The following is a 19,666-nucleotide window of genomic DNA, read 5'->3' on the forward strand; positions in this document are numbered from 1 at the left end:
CACCGCGACGCCACGAGCTGCGCGCCGGCGCGCCCGCGCGGGCGCGCCGGCCGGTGTGGAGGACCGTTCCGCCCAGGGCCGGGGAACCGCCGCGCCCTCTGCGACGCTACTTCGCCGTACGGGCCAGCAGCGCGGAGAGGTCGTGCACCTCGGCCTCCGCCCGCCGCGCGGGGACGCCCGCCGCGATCAGCGTCGCCGTCGCCGTCGCCGTACCGTCGTCCTGCCAGGCCTCCGCGCCGACGCTCTCGATCAGCGACAGCGCCATGGCCTCCAGGGCCGTACTGAGCACGCGCGGGGGCACGTGCGCGGGGAGCGCGCCGACGGACTGTCCCCGCTCCAGGATGCTCGTGACCCTCTCGCGCGCGGGGGCGAGCACCTCCGAGACCCGCTCGATCCCCAGATCGCGCCGGGCCAGCCCGATCAGCATCCGGTAGCGGTCGCCCACGGGCCAGATGCCGAGGACGAACCTGGCCAGCGCCCGCTCGGGCGGGTCGTCCGGCGACACGGCCGCCTCCACCGCCTCGCCCAGGACCTGCGACACCTCCTGGGCCACGGCCTCCAGCAGGGCGGGGCGCCCCGGGAAGTGCCCGAAGACGGTGCGGCGTACGACCCCGGTGGCCCGGGCGACCTCTTCCAGCGTCGCGTCGGGGTTACGGCTCAGTTCGACCTGGGCGACGGCCAGGATGCGTGCCCGGTTCGCGCGGGCGTTGCGGCGCTGGGGCTCGGGGGCGGTCTTTGTCATGGGAGATCCAGTCTGCACATCGATGGGCAGAGTCGCAATCTTCCGGCGGGGCCGGGACGCTAAGGGTGAGGCGCGATATTTGCACGCACCTGAGCAAGAAGATAACTTGCCCGGTGATGAGCAAATAGTCAGATCGTGTGCGGTGGTGGCGAAAGGCGGACGCATGTTCAAGGTCGACAACGTCGATACGGCCGGTCCTCGGTGGCGGCGGTGGTGGCTGTGGTGGCGGCGACCGCGGGTGCTCGTCCCGGCGCTGGCGGCCCTCCCGTTGCTGGCCGCCGGCGCCGACTTCTCCGCCCTCCGCTACGTGGAGTGGCGGACCGCGCAGGCCTTCCAGGAGGCGACGGGCGCCACCACAACTCCGCAGGTCCGCGTCCAGGGCCGGCCGTTCGCGCCCCAACTGGCCCGGGGCACCCTGGATCGGGTGGACATCTCCGCCAGCGTTCCGGCGAGCGCGGACAGTCCGGTCGCCGTGTCCGACCTGGACGTCCATATGACGGACCTGCGCCGGAACGCCGACGCGCGGACCGCGTCCGCCCGTTCCGCCTCGGCCACGGCCTACGTCACCTACCGGGACCTGTCCGACGCGCTGGGCGTCGAAGTGGCGGCCGCCCCGACGGCCGGGTGGGTCGTGGCGAGCGTGGACGCGCCCCTGATCGGGGAGTTCCGGGTCAGCGCCCGGGTGGTGAAGGGCGGCCCCGCGAGCATCGCCTTCGAGGACGTGCGGGTCGAATCCCGTCAACTGCCCGCAGCCGCGCGGGATCTCATCGAGGGCGTCTTCCGCCGGACGGTCCCGCTGCGGAACATCCCGCACGGACTGGCCCTCGACCGCGTGTCCAGCGGGCCGTCCGGCCTCACCGCCGCACTCTCCGGTCATGACGTCACCTTCGCGACGGACGGGTCGGCCCGCGCCGCCGAGGGGGAGGGCTGAGGCTCTCGGGCTCTCGGGCTCGATATTTGCACGCCGGTGAGCAAGAAGCTAACGTGCACATCGCTGAGCAAATAAGAACCACCGGTCCCTGAAGGAGCTGCCATGCCTCTCCTCGCCTCGACCCCGGTCGACCACATGCGCACCCCCTACTCCAAGCGGTGGTGGGCGCTCCTGGTGCTGTGCCTGAGTCTGCTGATCATCGTGATGGCCAACACCGCGCTCATCGTGGCCGCGCCCGACATGACCCGGGACCTCGGCCTCGACAGCAGCGGGTTGCAGTGGGTCATCGACGCGTACACCGTTCCCTACGCGGCGCTGATGCTGCTCCTGGGCGCGATAGGGGACAAGTACAGCCGCCGGGGCGCGCTGGTGGCCGGCCTCGTCGTGTTCGCGGCGGGCGCCGTGACGGGGAGTCTGGCGGACTCCACGGGTGCGGTCATCGCGTCTCGGGCCGTCATGGGCGTCGGAGCCGCGGTGATCATGCCGGCGACGCTGTCGCTGCTGGTGGCGACCTTCCCGCGCGACGAACGGGCACGGGCGATCACCGCCTGGACGGCCACCTCCGGTCTCGGCGTCGCCTTCGGACCGCTCATCGCCGGGTGGCTGCTGGAGGACCACGCGTGGGGCTCGACGTTCCTCATCAACGTGCCGATCGCGCTGGCGGCGATCGTGGGCGCCTTCGTGCTGGTTCCCCCGTCCCGCGCCCGCGACATGGGCCGGATCGACGTCGTCGGCGGCCTGCTGTCCATCGTCGCCATCGGAGCGCTGGTGTACGCCATCATCGAAGGGCCGCACTTCGGGTGGGGTACGGGTCCGGTGGCGGCGGCCGTCGTCGCCGCTCTCGGGATCATCGGCTTCGTCGTCTGGGAACTGCGCCATCCGCACCCGGTGCTCGACGTGCGCAAGTTCCGGGACCGCGCGTTCAGCGGATCGACGATCGCCGTCCTGATGTTCTTCCTGGGCACGTTCGGCGCCATCTACTACGTCACCCAGCACCTCCAGTTCGTCCTGGGCTACAGCCCCCTCGAAACGGGCATCCGGATGCTCCCGCTCGCCGGAGGCGTGTGTGTCGCCGCGGCGGTGACCGGGCGCCTGACGCCGCTGCTCGGCATGCGGACGATGGTGGTCACGGGCATGGCCATCGGCACGGTCGCCGTGCTGCTCCTGACCCGTGTCGACGCGGGCTCCACGTACAGCAGCTTCCTCGCCCCCTTCATCCTGCTCGGCTTCGCCGTCGGACTGAGCGTCGCGCCCTGCACCGACACCATCATGGGCTTCTTCCCCGAGAACGAACTGGGCGTGGGCGGAGGCGTCAACGACACCGCCCTCGAACTGGGCGGCTCGCTGGGCATCGCCATCCTCGGCTCCCTGCTGGCGACTTCGTACCGCGACAACCTGACGGACGCCGTGGGCAAGGCACTTCCCGCAGAGCCCCTCGACGTCGCCCGCGACTCCATCGGCGGAGCCCTCGCCGTCGCCCAGGAGATGACACAGAACCCCCGGGCGACCCCGGCCCAGGTCCAAGGCCTCGTCTCGGCGGCCCACACCGCGTTCTCCGACGCCATCGCCACCACCAGCCTGATCGGCGGCATCATCATGGCGGCGGGCACGATGATCGTCCTGGCCCTCCTCCCGGGCCGCAAGCACACCACAGCACCCGACGCGGCCAGCGAGGCCGACAGCGCGAAGACACCGGTCGCCTGAGGACCAACTGCCGTCATCGGGACCGGAAGGTCACGGGGTGGCTTGTGCCGCTTCGCCGCTGGAGCTGCCGGGGCGTGTGCTTCCTGAGTGGTAACGCTCCCGGGCGAAGCGGCGCAGCGCGTCGTCCAGCCGTTCCGGGCTGACGGACAGCGCCCCCGCGCCGAAGCGGACGCCGGCCAACCGGAGCCTGGCACCGGTCAAGTGGGCGCCCAATCGCCAGAAACCGCGATAGCGGGACGCTTCCTCTCGGCTCAGCCATACGACGAGGGTGTCGTACGGTTTCTTCCTGGCCGCCGCGGCGAGGGGGCCCACGGCATTGACGTGCTCCCAGGGAATCATCAGCTGCTGGGCGCCTGAGCTCAGGGAGAGGGCCCGATCGTCGATCCGCACAGTGAGAGGCTTGCGCAGCAGGAGCGGCAAACAGATCAAGATCACTAGTGTGTAGACCATGACGGCTCCGAGCGTTTGGGAGGCGCCTTGGTGGTCGTCAAGCGGGCCGGCGACGCCGGCAATGAGGCAGAAGTACACCAGGACTGCTGCACCGATCGCCCCGAGGGTGCGCAGGCCGATGAAGCTGCCCTCGTAGTGGGCTGAGTGTTCGTCGTCCTGAATGACTCCGTGTTCCGGGCGTGGACTGTCGTCCCATACGTCTTCGGTGTGCTGTCGGATCGCTGCTTCGACCTGCTTGCGGGAGATTCCGAGGGACACGAGGTCGCAGACGAGCTCGCCACCCAGGCGCGCTTCAGCGCGTCCGAGGATCTTGCGAAGGCCGGTGGCGGACGGCGGCGAACCCAGCTCACGGGTGGTGAGGAACAGGACACCGGTCGCAGGCGTGTTACGCAGCCAGGACATGACTCCCACGCGATCCACTCGGTCCCATGACCAGTGGCGCGTCCTGTGAGCGGTCGTGTGTGTGATGCCGTCGGCGCCGATGACCAGGCTCCCGGAACACCTCAGGAGGAGTGCCGGTACCAGCGGGGGAAGAAGGAGCAGCAGCGTCCACAGGGCCAGGCCGACGGTTTCCCATCCGTACGGGTATGCGGGGGCAGCGGTGAGGGTGATCAGACAGGGAGCCGGGGCGGCACCCGCCAGGACGAAGGTGAGCAGGCCCAGGCGTGCACGGCGCGTTCTGCCACGCAATTCAGTGGGTGGCTGATCGGGCTCGAGTGCGGTGTATTTCGGGCGTTGCGCGGCGTGCGTAGGGGTCCACACACCTCTGGGGGCGAACTTGTCGAGGGCTTGGTCGACGTCTCGCGGTGTGCAGTCGAGCCGGTCGAGGACGGCGAGGCGTATGTTGGCGCTGCCCGATCGCCCTTGGGCTCGTCGGGCCAGCCAGGAAAGCTGGGACGGTGTGCCTTCCCGTAGCCGGACGGTAAGACAGAAACGTCCGCGTCCGCGACGCCGCGTGGGCTCCCACTCGATTCCGGTCGTGACGATGCGGTGCCAGGGGTAGTGGGTCAGGCCGTCCTCTCCGACCCGCACTTGGATGCCGTCCTCGGAGATGCGCAGTCCGTACGTGCGGAGCAGGCGACGGTATCCGAGCCAGGCGATGCCCATCGCCGGGAGGACGCTGTAGGCGATGACGGCATCGGAGGGCTTGTCGACAGACCCCTGGGCCCTGCTGGCCTTGTACACGAAGAAGAGGTCACCGGTAAATATGCCCCAGGTGGCGAAAACCAGCATGGTCAGCACCAGCACCAGGAGGAACATGGCACAACCGCCGGCGCGTTTGGAGAAGTCCGCGGAGTTGTCCGCCGGTTGGGCTCGTGTCTCTTGGGGAGGTGTCCGCTGTGGCAGGGGCCGGGCGTCGCGGGGCGGTGAGTACTGTGCGTTGAGGGCGAGAGGCACCCGGGCCGCGGTGTTGCTCGCTTGCATGCTCGGCTTCGGCCGGTCGCGCTGGATCAGGTTTTGTCGGACGTGGTGGAAGGCGGTGCGGGCGTCCAGCAGCGCGGGTCCGTCCGGCACACCATGGATGAGGACGCTGAGCAGCTCGCCCGTGAAAACGGTGTGGGGTTCTTCCGGATAGCTGAGGGCTGCCTCCGTCGGTGGTGAAGCGGCGAGGAGGAAGGTGCCCTCGGCTGCGGCCTTCTCCACGAGTTCGCTGTGGTCCCCCAATGCGGTGATGCGGCCGGCGTAGCAGCAGTCCAGGATGACAACTCGCGATCGGGCGCGTGACTTCTGTATTTCCCGGCGCACGTGCTTGTACTCGATGCCGGTCCACATGGTGTGGGGCCGGCTGCCCGGGAGGGTGAGGAAAAGTTCGTCCTCGTCGGCATCGATCTGGCCGTGACCCGAGTAGTAGATGAACAGGGCGTCGGTGGCCTCCTGTGCGGCCTCTTGAACCGCGCTGAGTACCTGCTGTGCATGTGCGGGATTGGGCAGGACGAGGCAGTGTTCCTCTGGCAGGTTCCACGACCGGGGGCCGGTCAGCAGGTTCCGCAGATCGGTCAGGTTGCGTTCGATGTTGGGAATGTCGTTCAGATGGTGGTAGCTGCTGACCCCGATGAGGACCGCGCGGCTTCCGTACGGGCTGGGCATCGACATCGCAGTCGCCTACGCGCTCGGGTCCTCGCCCGCGCTGTCCGGAGACGCGGGTGGAGGGGTGGCGGCCGCTGCCGAGCACAGGTCGACGATGCGTCGCACCTGCTCCGCGTCGTCACCGCTGATCTCGACGTCTGTCTGGCCAACACGCAGGGTGACACGGCCCGGTCGTGGCCGGGAGTGTCTCCAGGCGGCTACGGCAACAGCCAAAGACGAAGCCGACCAGGCGTTCTCCAGGATCACCTCGATCAGCTCCAGCCCCGCTCCCATCTCACCTGGTCTACTGGTGCTGACGAGTTGGATGCGGGCGGAACGCAGTTCGTCGTCAACCGTCAACGACCGGTAGAGAGAGTGCAGCTCGCCTTGTTCACCGTTCACGCGGATGTCGACCTGCATCAATCCCCCAGAAGAGCGCCTGCTTCACATCCTGGCATCCTTCAGTGCACGGCAACGGAGGGTTCGTGATACCTGCCATGAGGCTGCGTTCCGCGTACCGGGTGGCGGGGGTGGTGCTGCTGGTGCTCGCCGCCGGTTGTGGCGGGGCGTCGGGGGGCCCCGGGCCAGGGGCGCAAGCCGGCTGGCGGACCTGGGCCGTCGGGTCCACCGGGCCGGCGCCGTCGGGGAGGTGTCTGCCCACCGGGCGGTTGCTCGTGTGTCCCGTGGCGCCGGCCGGCTTTGTGGCCCACTCCGCCTCCACCGGCAAGGTCGTGTGGAGCGTCGGCGCGGACGGGGCGAAGGGCGGGAACGCCGGGGCCGCGGTCGGCGGGGACCGCGCCGTCTCCGCCGGGGGACGTACCCTCCGGGCCGTCGACCTGACCGCCGGCCGCGTCGCGTGGACCAAGACGCTTCCCGCGGGACGTACCTTCGGGCCGCCGGCCGCGGCGGACGGCGTCGTCTACGCGGCCACGTACGGCGCGACCGCCGCCGAGCCCCAGACGCTCTTCGCGTACCGCGCCTCCGACGGAGTCCCCCTCTGGCAGCGGGACACCACCGAAACCGCGCCGTTCGCGCTGGGCGGCCGGGTCCTCACCGTCGAGTCCGGCGCCCGCGCCGTCGCGCGGGACGGGCGGACGGGCGAGGTTGTCGCCACGTCCGACCCCTCCCATCCCTGCCCGTCCCTGATCGGCGGGCCCGGCTATCTGGTCTGTACGGAGAGCGGCTCCGCGGCCGGCGACACCTTCCCGCCCGTCGTACGGGTCGACCCCGCGACGCTCAGGTTCGTCAGCACGCTCTGGCGGCCGGGGGACAAACCGTACGGCGGGGTGATCTCCCGCGACGGCGTCCTGGTGCTGCGCACGGTCAACGCCGAGGACTCGTCCAGCGGCGGATGGATGGCCGTGGACGTCAGGACCGGGAAGACCCTGTGGAAGACCACCGGCCCCGAGGACGGCGGAACCAACGACGACGTCGTCCTCGCCGGATCCCGGGCGGTCTGGATCTCCGGGGGCCGGCTGGTCTCCGTCGACCCGCGCAAGGGCCCGTACGCCACCGGCGCCGACGCGCCACGCCGCTCCCGGGCGTACGCGGAGGCGTCGGACAACAGATCCCCGCATCTCACGGCGTACGGCACCCACCTCGTCCTCCAGCCGGCAACGCGCCCCGCGCTCCGCTCCGTCACGGCTCCCTAGACGGGAGTCCGGGCAGATCTGGCTCCAGAGACGGGAGTTCGGGCAGTTCGAGCTCCAGGAGGGGCGCGTACTGCTGGCCTCCGTAGCAGTCGCCGTCCCGCAGGTCGCCCTGGACCACAGGGCGCGGGAGGGAGACCTTGACGGCCAGGGCCGAGGGATGGTTCACGACCAGGATGTGGTCCTCGTCGGTCCCGAACAGGGTCGAGAACAAGGTGGCGTTGAGCACACCCGTACCGACCAGGGCCGTGTAGGCGCGCCGGTCGTGGCACATGAAGTCGAAGGTGAGGGTGAACGGGCCCGCGTTCTTCGAGCGGACCAGGGAGCAGTAGTCGAGCAGGGTGGCCATCGCTGTCACAGCTCCTCGGTGACGGTACGGAAGAGTTCGGTGGGGGTCACGCCGGTCGCGACGTGGTTGAGGGTGAAGCGGTAGAGGGCGCCCCGGTCGGTCTCCGGCGGTGAGTAGGGGTAGGCGAGGGTGCTGACCAGCCCGTCGTACTCGGGGATGGGCAGATGGCTGCTGGCGTGGGCCACGAAGGTCGCGACGGCATGGGCGGTGGACTGCTCCGGGGCGGTCACCGTGATGAGGACGCCCAGTTCCCGGGGGTGCGGGGCGGCGGGCTCCGGCCCCGCGAGTACGGCTCCGGCGCCGTAGAGGCGGTAGTCGATGTCGACGGTTCCGGGGTCGACCTCGCCGCCGAAGACGTCGAGGATCTTCGCCTCGAAGTACTTCTTCGCGAGCGGCAGCAGGCCGGGGAGGCGTTCGATGATCACCCGGTCGCGTACGCCGCCGATGATGACCGTCTGGTACCCGGCGAGTTCGGCGCCTTCGAGCTTGTTGGTGTAGCCGTCCGCCTCCAGATAGCGGGCGCCGCGCACCCGCACGGTGCGCTCGTCCACCGCCTCGTAGGTCGCGTCGGTGGTGTCGAGCGTGCCGGAGGGCTCCACGACGTGGAACGGGTCCGCGTTCTCGTACAGGGTGTGCGCGGCCACCGAGCGCGGGGTGAGGCGGCTGCCCTCGGCGAGGGTCGTCACGTCGAAGTGGTCGTCCCGCAGATGGACCAGGAGCCCGTTGGCCGAGGGCGGGACGGCGCAGGCGGCGCCGCACTCGATCGTCTTGGCCATGTGCCAGGTCAGCCCGGGATCGGCGCCGTACAGATGCGGTACGGCGGCGAAGAGCGCGGTGTCGCTCGCGCGCCCGGCCAGGACGACGTCACAGCCGTCGCGCAGAGCCTCCTGGATGGGTTCCACGCCCATCATCGCGACGGTGTGCCCCCGGGCGAACAGGTCGCTGTCGATGGCCGGCGCGTTCGGGAGGGGGCGGATCCGGCCGGCGTCGTGGAGCGCCCGGAGACGCGCCGCGCTCTGGTCGGCGTAGATCAGGCCGAGCGTGAAGTGGAGCCCTTCGTCGGCCGCGATCGCCCGCGCGAGAGCGGCCACCCCGTCGACGCCGACGTCACGGCCGCTGGTGCCGCAGGAGCCGATGATCAGCGGTACGCCGAGTTCGGCGCGGGCCTTGAGCAGGAGACGCAGGTCGCGGGCGACGGCCTGGGGCGAGAGCTTCGGGACGCCGGAACCGAGCGCGGCCGGTCCGCTGTCCGTGGACCCGGCGTCGCACGCGATGACGTGCGGGCGGGCGTCGACACCCCGGCGGAACGCGTCGGCGTCGAACCCGGCGCCCAGGGCGCCGGTGGGGGCGAGGATGCGGAATTCCATGACGGTGAGTCCTTCTCTGTACGCGGAGATCTGTTCGTGGAGATCCGTACGTGCCGCACGTGACGCACGGCGCCTCGGCTCGGTGGGTCGGTGCGGGCCGGCCGGCCTCATCCGGGTGAGTCCGCCGGTACGGATCCACCGCGCGCCGCCCCGCCCGGGTTCCGGCGGACCAGGAGGGTGAAGACGGCGAAGGTGACGGCGCCGAAAACCGCCGCGTTCAGGAACAGGTAGCGCCAGTCCGTCAGGTCGACCGTGACCCCGAGCAGCGCGGGACCGAACGCCATGCCGGAGGCGGAGGCCACGGTGTAGAGGCCGGTGTAGGTGCCCAGGCCCCGGCCGTCGGGGGCCAGGCTCCAGAGCGCGACCAGCGCGTTGACCGCGAACACGGCGTAGCCGACCGAGGCCACCGCCATCGAGACCACCGTGACGGCCGGGGTGGGGAAGGGGACCCCGGCCAGCAGTCCGACGACGAACAGGCCGACGCCGTACCGGATCGCACGGATCTGGCCCAGCCGGCCGGAGACGTACGCGAGCGGGACGACGGCGCAGAGGAACGCGACCGCGCCGGGCAGCGCCAGTGCCCCGGCCTCACCGCGCGACAGCCCCAGGACCTCGGTGCCGTACGGGGTCAGCAGGGAACGCAGGGCCGACCACATCCCGGCGAAGCAGAAGATGCCGGTCATCAGGAGCGCCCTGGCACCGGTGGGCGCGCGGACCAGGTCCTTGACGACCGCCCACGGCGGGGGGATCTCCCCGTCCGCGGCGGCCGGTCCGGCGTCCGCGGGGATCGCGGCGGGGCCGGGCAGGACGGTCCTGGCGTGGTGGCGGCCGAGGAACGTCCAGGACAGGCCCAGCATGACCAGCATCAGGAGCGGGGGGATCGCGAACGCCACGGTCGTACTCCGGTCGATGACCAGGAGACTGATGAGGGACGAGACGACGATGGTCAGGCTGACGCCGGCCTTGACGAAGCCCTGCGCCCTGCTGCGGTCGCCGGGCGCCACATAGTCCGAGACCAGGGTCTCGGTGACGCCTTTGAACGCGTTGGCGATCGCGGCGAAGCCGGCCACACACGCGAGGAGGACCGGCAGGCTCCCCGCCCGGGGGATGAGCGCGAACGGTACGGCGGCCAGCGACGCGCCGGCCAGGATGATCGGCCACCGGCCGTGCCGTCCTCGCGCGTGACGGTCGGAGAGGTGGCCCGTCCAGGGCTGGATGAAGACGCCGAGGACGTTGTCCAGGCCCATGAACAGGCCCACCAGACCGGCGGAGGTCAGGTAGTGGCGCAGTTGGGTGGGGACCTGGGCGTCGTAGAAGTTCCAGACCGACTCCTGGGCGAACACCGCGAGGGTGACCCACAGGACCGTGCCGCCGCGCATCCGGCCGGTGGGGGAAAGCGGCGCGGGGGCCGGGGCAGGCGCGGGGGAGAGGGGAGCGGCGACGCCGGGGGAGGAGGGCGGCGGCGCGTCGTGGGGCATCATGGCGGCTCCTTGCCATATGCTATAGCAAAAGTGAGATCCGTCGGCCGCCGCATCCCGGGCGGTCCGGACGCGAGGGGACGGGGGCGGGCACGGGGGGTGCGGGGGATGCGGGGGAGGGGAATCAGCCGGCCGACAGCTGGAGGAGTGCTTCCCTGTGGTGGTGCGAGGCGAGCAGCTCGGCACGCTCCTCGTCCCGGTCCAGCAGCGCGTCGAGGAGCGACCGGTGCTCGCGATACCGGCGGCGGAACGCCTCGGCGCGTTCGGGGGCGAGCCGGACGGTGAGGTCGAGCCGTTCGTCGTCGCTGAAGGCGCGGGCCTGGGCCAGCAGGCCTTCCAGTACGGGGTTGCCGGCGGCGGCCTCGACCTGGTGGTGGAACTGCCGCAGCAGGCGGAAGACGGTGACGAGCGGATCTGCCACGGCCGCGTCGGGGCCGTGTGCGGCCAGGGTCCGCTCGATGTCGGCGACCAGGGCGTCGGTCCGGTCGAGCAGCCCGGTCAGCTCGGCGAGCCGCGACTCGGTGGCGTTGCGGGCGGCCAGGCGGGCCATGAGGGCGGAGAGCCGGACCTCGGCCTCCACGATCTCGGCGCGCGCGGCCGCGGAGTGGTCGGCGATCCGGAGGGCGCGCGGGCCGGCCCGTTCGACGACCCGTTCGTGGACGAGCTGGCGCAGTGCTTCGCGCACAGGGGTGGGGCTCACCCCCAGACGGGCGGCGAGATCCCGTTCGGTGATCTTCTCGCCGGGCCGCAGCGTGCCCTCCCGGATGCCGTCCCGCAGCCGCCGGTAGGCCTGGTCGGCCAGGGATGTCGTCTCCATGGGACCGAGGGTGTCCTTGTTCATGAGGGAAAGAGTGATGGTGCTATAGCAAACAGTCAATAGGTTCGTGGCCACAGGGCCCGGCTTGCGGTGGCATCGCCGCGTTTGTTCGTTCGCGTTACCGTTGATCAAGGGCATGACGGCACCACGTGTCCCGCCCCGGGAGGTGGGTCTGGGTGTCTTCCGTTCGCCACGGCGGCAAGATGGGCGTTTTTGTCGTACTGCTCGTGTTCGTGGTTCTGCTCACGCTCGCGCAGGTCCCGACCTCGCACCACGGTGTGATCAGGCTGGGCGGATTCTCCGTACTGGCCCCGCTCGTGGCGAGCGCGCTGCTGCCGTTCCGGCAGACTCTCATCATCTGCGGCGTGACCCTGGTGGGGATCTTCGTCGTCTACGGAGGCGTGGTCGACCATCTGCCCGCCGTCCAGAGGGTGGTGACCATCACCCTGGTGGCCGCGGCGACCTCGGTCAGCATCCTGGTGTCCCGCATCCGGCTGGACCGGGAGGAACGCATCAGGCGGCTCATGTTCGCCCGGGACCGGCTGACGCTGCTCACCGACGCGGGTGTACGGGTCGGCTCGACGCTCGACACCGCCCGTACGGCCCAGGAACTGGCCGACGTGGCCGTCCCCCGGTTCGCCGATCTCGCGGTCGTCGATCTCTTCGACACGGTGCTGCACGGCGACGAACCGCCCCCCTTGCCCGAGTCGGGCCCCATCACCCTCCGGCGGGTGGCCCGCAGCACGGCGGGCGACCCGGAGCCGGAGACCGCGTGGGAGCCCGGCGAGCTGAACGCGTACCCGCCCGACTCGGTGCCGGGACGGTCCCTCGCGCTCGGGCGGGCGACCCGGGCCGGGATCGACAGCAGGAGCGACGCGGCCGGCTGGCTCGGTACGACGAGCGGGCCGCGGCCGGGGGCGCGGGCCCTCGGCCACCGCCCGCCCTCCGGTATCGCCGTACCCCTGCGGGCCCGGGGCGTCACCCTGGGCGTGGCGGTGTTCGTACGGGACGCGCGCCTGGAGCCGTTCGACGACGACGACCTGCTGCTGGCCGAGGAGATCGGCGCGCGGGCGGCGGTGTGTGTGGACAACGCCCGCCGCTACAGCCGCGAGCACCGGACCTCGCTCAAGCTCCAGCAGAGCCTGCTGCCGAAGCGGCTGCCCGAGCTGGCCGCCGTCGAGACCGCGACCCGCTATCTGCCGGCCGGCTCGGTGTCGGAGATGGGCGGCGACTGGTTCGACGTCATCCGGCTCTCCGGCTCCCGGGTCGGGCTCGTGGTGGGAGACGTCCTGGGACACGGCCTCCAGGCCTCCGCCACCATGGGCCGCCTGCGGTCCGCCGTGCGGACCCTCGCCGACATGGACCTGGCCCCCGACGAGCTCCTCACCCATCTGGACGACGTCCTCGGACCGCTGCGGGCGGAGTCCGACGAGGGCGACACGGCCGGGGCGACCGGCGCGACCTGCCTGTACGCGATCTACGACCCGGTCTCGCTCACCTGCACCCTCGCCCGCGCCGGCCACCCGGCACCGGTGCTGGTGCTCCCCGACGGCAGCGCCGACTTCGTCGACGTCCCCGAGGGGCCGCCGCTGGGCACGGGGGGGCTGCCGTTCGAGGCGACCGAGCTGCGGATTCCGGAGAACAGCCTGCTCGCCCTCTACACCAACGGCCTCCTGTCGGCGCCCCGGAAGGACGACGGCCGCGACCCCCAGGACGCCCTCAGGTCGGCCCTGGCGCACCCGCACGCCTCGCTCGACGCGACCTGCGAAGCCGTGCTCAGGGCGATGCTGGACGGGGGCCCGGCGGACGACATCGCCCTCCTCCTGGCCCGTACCCACGCGCTGGACGCCGCCCAGGTCGCCACCTGGGACGTGTCGGCCGATCCCCGGGCCGTGGGCAGTGCCCGGGAGTTCGCCGTCGGCCGGCTGGAGGCCTGGGGGCTGACGGACGCCAGCTTCACGCTCGAACTTGTCGTCAGCGAACTGGTCACCAACGCCATCCGGTACGGGAACGGGCCCATCCAGCTCCGGCTGATCCGGGAGGACGCGCTGATCTGCGAGGTGTCCGACCGCAGCAGCATCTCCCCGCACCTGCGCAGGGCCCGGGGCGACGAGGAGAACGGCCGGGGCCTGTTCATCATCGCCCAGCTGACGGACCGCTGGGGTACCCGCTACACGCGGGCGGGCAAGACGATCTGGGCCGAGATCCCGCTCTGAACCGGCCGGCCGCACCGCTGGATCTCATGCGCCGGATCCCGCACCGGATCATGCGCCGGACCCCGCGCCGGATCCCGCGCCTGATCTGGCGCCTGGACATTCTGTCCGGCCTGGAATTACAGTCCAGCCCATGGATGTGGTGGTGGACAAGACCGACCCCCGGGTACGCATGTGGTCACCGGTGTGCCACGCGGTGGCCCTGCTCCTCGGCCCCTACGCCGAGGTGGTGCTGCACGACGTCCGGGAGGACACGGTGCTGGGCGTCTGGAACCCGATGACGGACCGGGGCCCCGGAAGCCCGTCGCTGCTGGGGGAGCTGGACCGGCTCGACCCGTCCGCCCGCGACGTGTTCGGACCGTACGGGAAAGTGCTGGCCGACGGGCGGCGCCTGTCCTCGGTCAGCGCGGTCCTGCGGGATACGGACGACGAGCCGTCGGCCGTGCTCTGCGTCAACCTCGACCGCACCCCCCTGGACCGGGCCGCCGCCCTGCTCGCCGGATTCGCCGCCCCCGCGGTGGCGCGCCCCGAGGCGCTGTTCGAACAGGACTGGACCGAACGCCTCCGGCACACCGTCGGTACGTTCGTCCGCACCCGGGGCCGTCCCGTCGACCGGCTCACCCGCGAGGACCGCCTCGCCCTGGTGGGCGCACTCGACGGGGACGGGATCTTCGAGGTACGCCGTGCCGTCCCCGCCGTCGCGGACACCCTCAAGACCTCGCGTTCCACCGTCTACTCCCTGCTCGCCGAGCACCGGGCGCAAAGGACCCGCCCATGACCCGGCTGCCCGACTTCCGGCTCGAAACGTACTTCTCCCGCTGGGAGTTCACCGCCCGTCACCACCTGACGGCCTCGGACGCGCAGACCATGCCGATGGGCGAACTGCTCGGCCTGGCCGACGACGGGGACCGGCACGCCTGGGACACGCTCTCCCTCGGCTACACGGAGACCTTCGGCGATCCGGGCCTGCGCCGGGCGATCGCGGAGACGTACACCCACGCGGACGCCGACGACGTGATCTGCTTCGCCGGCGCTGAGGAGGGCCTCTATCTCGCGATGCACGCGCTGCTGGGCCCCGACGACCACGCCGTGGTCGTCACGCCGAACTACCAGGCCGCCGAGACCGTACCGCTGTCGCTGTGCGAGGTCAGCGGGGTGGCCCTGGACCCCGCGCGGGACTGGGCCCTGGACCTCGACCGGGTGGCGGCGGCGATCCGGCCCCACACCCGGGTCGTCTCCGTCAACTTCCCGAACAACCCCACCGGGAAGGTCGTCGACCCGGCCGACTTCGCCCGGCTCGCGGCGCTCTGCGACGAGCGGGGGATCCACCTGTTCAGCGACGAGGTCTACCGGGGCCTGGAGCGCGACGAGTCCCGCAGGCTCCCGCAGGCGGCGGACCTCTCGGAGCGCGCGCTGTCCCTGAACGTCACCTCGAAGTCCCTCGGCCTGCCCGGACTGCGGATCGGCTGGATCACCTGCCGCGACCGGCGGCTGCGCTCCCGCCTGGAGCGCGCCAAGCACTACACCACCATCTGCAACTCCGCCCCCGCCGAGATCCTCGCCCGGATCGCGATCAAGGCGAGCGCCCCCATCCTGGCCCGCAACCGCGCCGTCATCGACGCCAACCTGCCGCTGTTCGATGCCTTCTTCGCGGGGTTCCCTGACCTGTTCGAGTGGCGGGCCCCCGACGGCGGCTGTGTGGCCTACCCCCGCTACCTGGGAGCGGACGGGGTCGAGGAGTTCTGCGCCCGCCTCGTCCAGGAGGCCGGGGTCCTGCTGCTGCCCGCGAGCGTCTACCGCTCCGAACTCACCGCCACCCCGGCCGACCGGTTCCGCATCGGCGTCGGCCGGGCCGATCCGGCACCGGCGCTGGACGCCTTCTCGGCCTGGCTGCGGAAGCGCCGCCGAGCTTCCCGATCTGTGCCGGCAGATCGTTGACCAAGGTCTACGACTCCGGCTCTTCCCCCGGTACGTTGGGCCTCCGCCCGCCCCACCGGCCCACACCACCAGGGGAGTTGCCCGTGTCCCGCATCAACCGGCCACGCACCGGACGCCGTTCCTACGCGGCCACCGTGGTCGCCGCCGTCACGCTCGCGGCCTCGATCGCCCTCACCTCCCCCGCGTCGGCCCATGTGCAGGTCGAAGCGGAGGGCGCCCGTGCTCTCGACAAGAACGTCTCCCTGCGCTTCACCGCCGCGACCGAGTCCGACACGGCGGGGATCTCCGCGCTGGAAGTGATCCTGCCCGACGGGATCGCCCCGGCCGACATCACCTACGCCGGAGGCCCCGAGGGCTGGAAACTCACCCCCACGGCCGGCGGTTACACCGTCTCAGGACCCGAGATGGCGGTGGGCCAGCCCGCCGCCTACGCGGTGACCGTACGGCAGCTCCCGTACCTCAAGTCCCTGGCCTTCAAGACGCTCCAGACGTACGGCGACGGCCGCGTGGACCGGTGGGTCGAGCCGGCCAAGCCCTCGGGCGCGCATGACGCCAAACACGGCAAGCCCGCCCCGGTCCTGGTGCTGGCGCCCGCCGCGCCCGGCGCGAAGCCGGCCGCCGGGGCCACCGCGTCCGCCGGTGCCGTACCCGGGGAGATCCCGGGGGCGTCGTCGCGCGCCGGGGCGTCCGAGGAGAAGAGCGGCGGCGCGAATCCGGCGCTGATCATCGGCTTCGTGGTGGTCGTGGTGGCGCTGGTCGGCGGCATGTGGTGGTTCAGGCGCCGCGGGGGAGCGAGCAGGGCCTGACGGAGGGGCGCACCTGACGGAGGGAAGGCTGCCGATCCGTCAGACCGACCGGTATGGGCGCAATAAGTGATTCGTTTCACAGAGGCACCCGCACCCGGGCACGCATGGCACGGCGTGCCGCGGGCATGCGCCCTCCAGCCCCTAGGTGGACCCCTACCGCCGCCGAGGCCCGACGAAGTGGAGAGTTACCGTGCTGATGGCTCACCCCGCGATACTCCGGAACCTGGTGGAGCGGTACGAGGAACTCCAGGCCGCCAGGACCGGGCAGGACACCCTGGAGACCCGGCGGCGGCTCGAGGACGTCACCTACACCCTGTGTGTCTCCACCGGGACGCGGACGATCGAGGACGCGCTCAGAGTCGCGGAGGAGCAGCTGGCGGCGGCGCTGGACCCGGCCGAGACGGACGTACGGCTCACCGCCTGAGCCCGGGGGGAGCCGGCCGGTCGGGCGCCGGCCCGTGACCCGACCGGTCAGGCCGACTTCTCGTGGTGCCCGCGCTCGCCGTCCGGCCGCTCGCGCGGTACCAGCGTCGGATTGACGTTGCCGAGGACGGTCTCCCGGCTGACCACCACCCGGGCCACGTCGTCCCGGCTCGGCACTTCGTACATCACGTTGAGCAGGACCTCTTCGAGAATCGCGCGGGCGGCCCTGGCACCCGTACGGCGCAGGAGCGCCTGTTCGGCGATGGCGGCGACGGCCCCCTCCGTGAACTCCAGCTCCACGCCGTCCAGGGCGAAGAGCTTCTGGTACTGCCGGATGAGCGCGTTGCGCGGCTCGGTCAGGATCCGGGTCAAGGCGGGCTGGTCCAGCGGCTGTACGGTCGTCACCACCGGCAACCGCCCCACGAACTCGGGGATCAGGCCGAACTTCAGCAGGTCCTCGGGCATGACGTCCGCGAAGGCGTCCTCCCCCTCGCGCTCCTCCCGGCCGCGGACCGAGCCGCCGAACCCGATGCCCCGGTGGGCGGCCCGCTGCTCGATGATCCGCTCCAGGCCGGAGAACGCGCCGCCCACGATGAACAGCACACTGCCCGTGTCGATCTGGATGAACTCCTGGTGCGGGTGCTTGCGTCCGCCCTGCGGCGGCACGCTGGCGGTCGTACCCTCCAGGATCTTCAGCAGGGCCTGCTGGACGCCCTCGCCCGACACGTCACGGGTGATCGACGGGTTCTCGCTCTTCCGGGTGATCTTGTCGATCTCGTCGATGTAGACGATGCCGGTCTCGGCCTTCTCCACGTCGAAGTCGGCGGCCTGGAGGAGCTTGAGCAGGATCGTCTCGACGTCCTCCCCGACATAGCCGGCCTCCGTGAGGGCCGTCGCGTCGGCGATCACGAACGGGACGTCGAGCATCCGCGCGAGGGTCTGGACGAGATACGTCTTGCCGCAGCCCGTCGGGCCGATCAGCAGGATGTTGGACTTGCCGAGCTCGACCGGCTCGTCCCCGGCGGACTCCCGGGCCTCCGCCCCGGCCCGCGGCCGGATGCGCTTGTAGTGGTTGTAGACCGCGACGGCGAGCGCCTTCTTGGCGCCCTCCTGCCCGATGACGTACTCCTCCAGGAAGGCGTGGATCTCGCGCGGCTTCGGCGACTCCCACGGACCGGCCGAGGCGACCTGGTCGCGCTCCTCCTCGATCAGCTCGTTGCAGAGCCCCACGCACTCGTCGCAGATGCACAGCGGGCTCGGGCCCGCGATCAGCTTTCTGACCTGCTTCTGATTCTTCCCGCAGAACGTGCATTTCAGCAGGTCGCCGCTGTCCCCGATGGGTGCCACTGCGAAACGTCTCCTCACCGGACCTACGGAACCGGACTCGCGAAACCGGACATTCACATGGTGAGATCACATGGCGTCACCATCTGAATGGTCACGGTATCTTGATGCCGAACGGACGGCAACGCCGTGCCAGTCGCGCCGGTGCGGCCGGGAATGAGACGCCGGTACGGCCGGGATGAGCCAGCCGGTACGGCCGGGATGAGAGAGGGCGATGAGTCGGCTCAGCAGGGTGGAGCTGCGGGAGCGCAATCGCGCCAGGGTACTCGCCGCGGCCGGGGACGAATTCGCCGAACGCGGCTTCCGTGACGCCAAGGTGGACGGGATCGCCGAGCGCGCCGGTCTCACCCGGGGCGCCGTCTACTCCAACTTCCCCGGCAAACGGGCCCTTTACTTCGAAGTGCTGGCGGACCTCGCCGAGCACGCCCCCGAACCGCCCGCCCCGGACAGGGGAGCCGGACCGCCGGGCGGTACGGGTACGGCGCCGAGCGCCCGCGAGGCGCTCGGCGCCTTCGCCCGCGCCTGGCTCGCCCGGCTGCCGCTCGCCGACACGGACGAGAAGCACGGCGCGGCCCGGCTCGGCATGGACGTCCTGCCCGAGGTGCTCGCCGAGGAGTGGATCCGGCGGCCGTTCGCGCAGCTCATGAAGTTGGACGCGATCCTGCTCGGGCTCGCCCTGGAGCGGCTGGGACCGCCCGGCGCGCCGCCGGGCAGCCGGGTGCGCGTCGCCGAGGCGGTCCTCACCGCCCTGCACGGCGCGAGCCAACTGGCCGCCGCCGCACCCGGGTTCATCGAACCGTTCAACGTCGTCAGCGCCTGCGAGCAGCTCGCCGGACTCGAACTGGACGGCTGGTGGCCGCCCTCGCACGTCCTCACCCCGGCCCTCCCGGCCGACCAGCCGTGGGCCCCGCCGCGCACCCTGGACGCCGTGCGCCGCGAGCCCGCCCGGCTCGCGGGCGACGGCGTGCTGGCCATCCTCGGACTGCACCGGCTCGAAGCCGTCGAGGAGGCGGTACGGGCCGCGCCCGCCGGCGCCGAGGTCACCGCCGTCCTGGTCACCGGCGACCCCGACGAACTGGCCCCCCTGGCCCGGCTCGCCGTGGCCGACCTCTGCGGCCCGCTGCGCCACGCCTTCCCGGCCTCCGCCTGGCCCCGGCTGCAGGTGGTGGTCGACACGTCGGGCGCGCTCGCCTCGGCGGCGGGCATCTCGTCCGTCAGCGACGCGACGGAGGCCGCCGTCCGCGTCGAGGCGAGCCGGATCGTCGCCCGCGCCGAGGGCCGCGGCGCGTGCCACGCGGTCGCGTCGGCGGGCGTGGCGCCGATGCCCGTGGAGATGCCGTAGGGGCCCGTCCTCCCGCCGCCCTCGTCGGACCCCTACGACGGACTGC

Annotated in this window: 17 protein-coding genes; 9 read left to right on the plus strand and 8 right to left on the minus strand. The window is 71.6% G+C overall.

What is annotated here, in order from left to right:
* Positions 1 to 106: 106 nt before the first annotated feature.
* Positions 107 to 742: a TetR/AcrR family transcriptional regulator gene (locus ACIO1C_RS12010; protein WP_401861525.1), complete on the minus strand. Its 636-nt coding sequence runs from the start codon at positions 740 to 742 to the stop codon at positions 107 to 109.
* 163 nt (positions 743 to 905) lie between these two features.
* Here ACIO1C_RS12010 and ACIO1C_RS12015 point away from each other — a divergent pair, with 163 nt between their 5' ends.
* Together ACIO1C_RS12015 and ACIO1C_RS12020 are read left to right on the plus strand one after the other, a co-directional pair.
* Positions 906 to 1,673, plus strand: a complete 768-nt coding sequence (locus ACIO1C_RS12015) for a DUF2993 domain-containing protein (protein ID WP_401861528.1) — start codon at positions 906 to 908, stop codon at positions 1,671 to 1,673.
* Positions 1,674 to 1,775: 102 nt separating this feature from the next.
* Positions 1,776 to 3,377, plus strand: a complete 1,602-nt coding sequence (locus tag ACIO1C_RS12020; RefSeq protein ID WP_401861531.1) for an MFS transporter — start codon at positions 1,776 to 1,778, stop codon at positions 3,375 to 3,377.
* 30 nt (positions 3,378 to 3,407) lie between these two features.
* Here ACIO1C_RS12020 and ACIO1C_RS12025 read toward each other — a convergent pair whose 3' ends face one another.
* Both ACIO1C_RS12025 and ACIO1C_RS12030 read right to left on the minus strand, forming a co-directional pair.
* Entirely contained in the window at positions 3,408 to 5,921 is a 2,514-nt protein-coding gene (locus ACIO1C_RS12025; protein WP_401861534.1) for a caspase family protein, read from the minus strand.
* Between the two features lie 9 nt (positions 5,922 to 5,930).
* Complete coding sequence (locus ACIO1C_RS12030) at positions 5,931 to 6,314, minus strand: hypothetical protein (protein ID WP_401861536.1); 384 nt, start codon at positions 6,312 to 6,314, stop codon at positions 5,931 to 5,933.
* 77 nt (positions 6,315 to 6,391) lie between these two features.
* On the opposite strand from ACIO1C_RS12030, the gene ACIO1C_RS12035 reads away from it, so the two are divergent.
* Positions 6,392 to 7,546 (plus strand): PQQ-binding-like beta-propeller repeat protein, encoded by a 1,155-nt coding sequence (locus ACIO1C_RS12035; RefSeq protein ID WP_401861538.1) that lies wholly within the window; start codon positions 6,392 to 6,394, stop codon positions 7,544 to 7,546.
* Here the strand turns inward: ACIO1C_RS12035 and ACIO1C_RS12040 are convergent.
* From ACIO1C_RS12040 to ACIO1C_RS12055, 4 genes are all read right to left on the minus strand, one after another.
* Entirely contained in the window at positions 7,533 to 7,892 is a 360-nt protein-coding gene (locus ACIO1C_RS12040; protein ID WP_401861540.1) for a DUF4387 domain-containing protein, read from the minus strand. The two genes, ACIO1C_RS12035 and ACIO1C_RS12040, sit on opposite strands and share 14 nt — an antisense overlap.
* 5 nt (positions 7,893 to 7,897) lie before the next feature.
* Positions 7,898 to 9,259: an acyclic terpene utilization AtuA family protein gene (locus tag ACIO1C_RS12045; protein ID WP_401861543.1), complete on the minus strand. Its 1,362-nt coding sequence runs from the start codon at positions 9,257 to 9,259 to the stop codon at positions 7,898 to 7,900.
* 107 nt (positions 9,260 to 9,366) lie between these two features.
* The gene (locus ACIO1C_RS12050) at positions 9,367 to 10,740 is read right to left on the minus strand and encodes an MFS transporter (RefSeq protein WP_401861546.1); all 1,374 of its coding nucleotides are present in this window, start codon (positions 10,738 to 10,740) and stop codon (positions 9,367 to 9,369) included.
* A 121-nt stretch (positions 10,741 to 10,861) separates the two neighbouring features.
* The gene (locus ACIO1C_RS12055) at positions 10,862 to 11,554 is read right to left on the minus strand and encodes a GntR family transcriptional regulator (protein ID WP_401861548.1); all 693 of its coding nucleotides are present in this window, start codon (positions 11,552 to 11,554) and stop codon (positions 10,862 to 10,864) included.
* A 176-nt stretch (positions 11,555 to 11,730) separates the two neighbouring features.
* Here ACIO1C_RS12055 and ACIO1C_RS12060 point away from each other — a divergent pair, with 176 nt between their 5' ends.
* The 5 genes from ACIO1C_RS12060 (at position 11,731) to ACIO1C_RS12080 (ending at position 16,935) form a co-directional block, all read left to right on the plus strand.
* Entirely contained in the window at positions 11,731 to 13,770 is a 2,040-nt protein-coding gene (locus ACIO1C_RS12060) for a SpoIIE family protein phosphatase (protein WP_401861551.1), read from the plus strand.
* A gap of 130 nt (positions 13,771 to 13,900) precedes the next feature.
* Entirely contained in the window at positions 13,901 to 14,545 is a 645-nt protein-coding gene (locus ACIO1C_RS12065; protein WP_401861554.1) for a transcriptional regulator, read from the plus strand.
* Positions 14,542 to 15,705 carry an aminotransferase class I/II-fold pyridoxal phosphate-dependent enzyme gene (locus tag ACIO1C_RS12070; RefSeq protein ID WP_401861556.1) on the plus strand — a complete coding sequence of 388 codons (1,164 nt, stop codon included), beginning with the start codon at positions 14,542 to 14,544 and terminating at the stop codon, positions 15,703 to 15,705. Before ACIO1C_RS12065 ends, ACIO1C_RS12070 begins: the two co-directional genes overlap by 4 nt.
* An 83-nt stretch (positions 15,706 to 15,788) precedes the next feature.
* Complete coding sequence (locus ACIO1C_RS12075; protein WP_401861559.1) at positions 15,789 to 16,511, plus strand: DUF1775 domain-containing protein; 723 nt, start codon at positions 15,789 to 15,791, stop codon at positions 16,509 to 16,511.
* A 196-nt stretch (positions 16,512 to 16,707) separates the two neighbouring features.
* Positions 16,708 to 16,935, plus strand: coding sequence for a DUF5133 domain-containing protein (locus tag ACIO1C_RS12080; RefSeq protein WP_401862176.1), 228 nt, complete (start codon positions 16,708 to 16,710; stop codon positions 16,933 to 16,935).
* Between the two features lie 47 nt (positions 16,936 to 16,982).
* On the opposite strand, the gene clpX is transcribed toward ACIO1C_RS12080, so the two are convergent.
* Complete coding sequence (clpX, locus tag ACIO1C_RS12085; protein WP_401861561.1) at positions 16,983 to 18,281, minus strand: ATP-dependent Clp protease ATP-binding subunit ClpX; 1,299 nt, start codon at positions 18,279 to 18,281, stop codon at positions 16,983 to 16,985.
* A gap of 211 nt (positions 18,282 to 18,492) precedes the next feature.
* Here clpX and ACIO1C_RS12090 point away from each other — a divergent pair, with 211 nt between their 5' ends.
* Positions 18,493 to 19,620 (plus strand): TetR/AcrR family transcriptional regulator, encoded by a 1,128-nt coding sequence (locus ACIO1C_RS12090; protein ID WP_401861563.1) that lies wholly within the window; start codon positions 18,493 to 18,495, stop codon positions 19,618 to 19,620.
* Positions 19,621 to 19,666: the final 46 nt, after the last annotated feature.

Source organism: Streptomyces sp. NPDC087420 (genome assembly GCF_044744165.1).
In the GTDB taxonomy this organism is placed as follows: domain Bacteria; phylum Actinomycetota; class Actinomycetes; order Streptomycetales; family Streptomycetaceae; genus Streptomyces.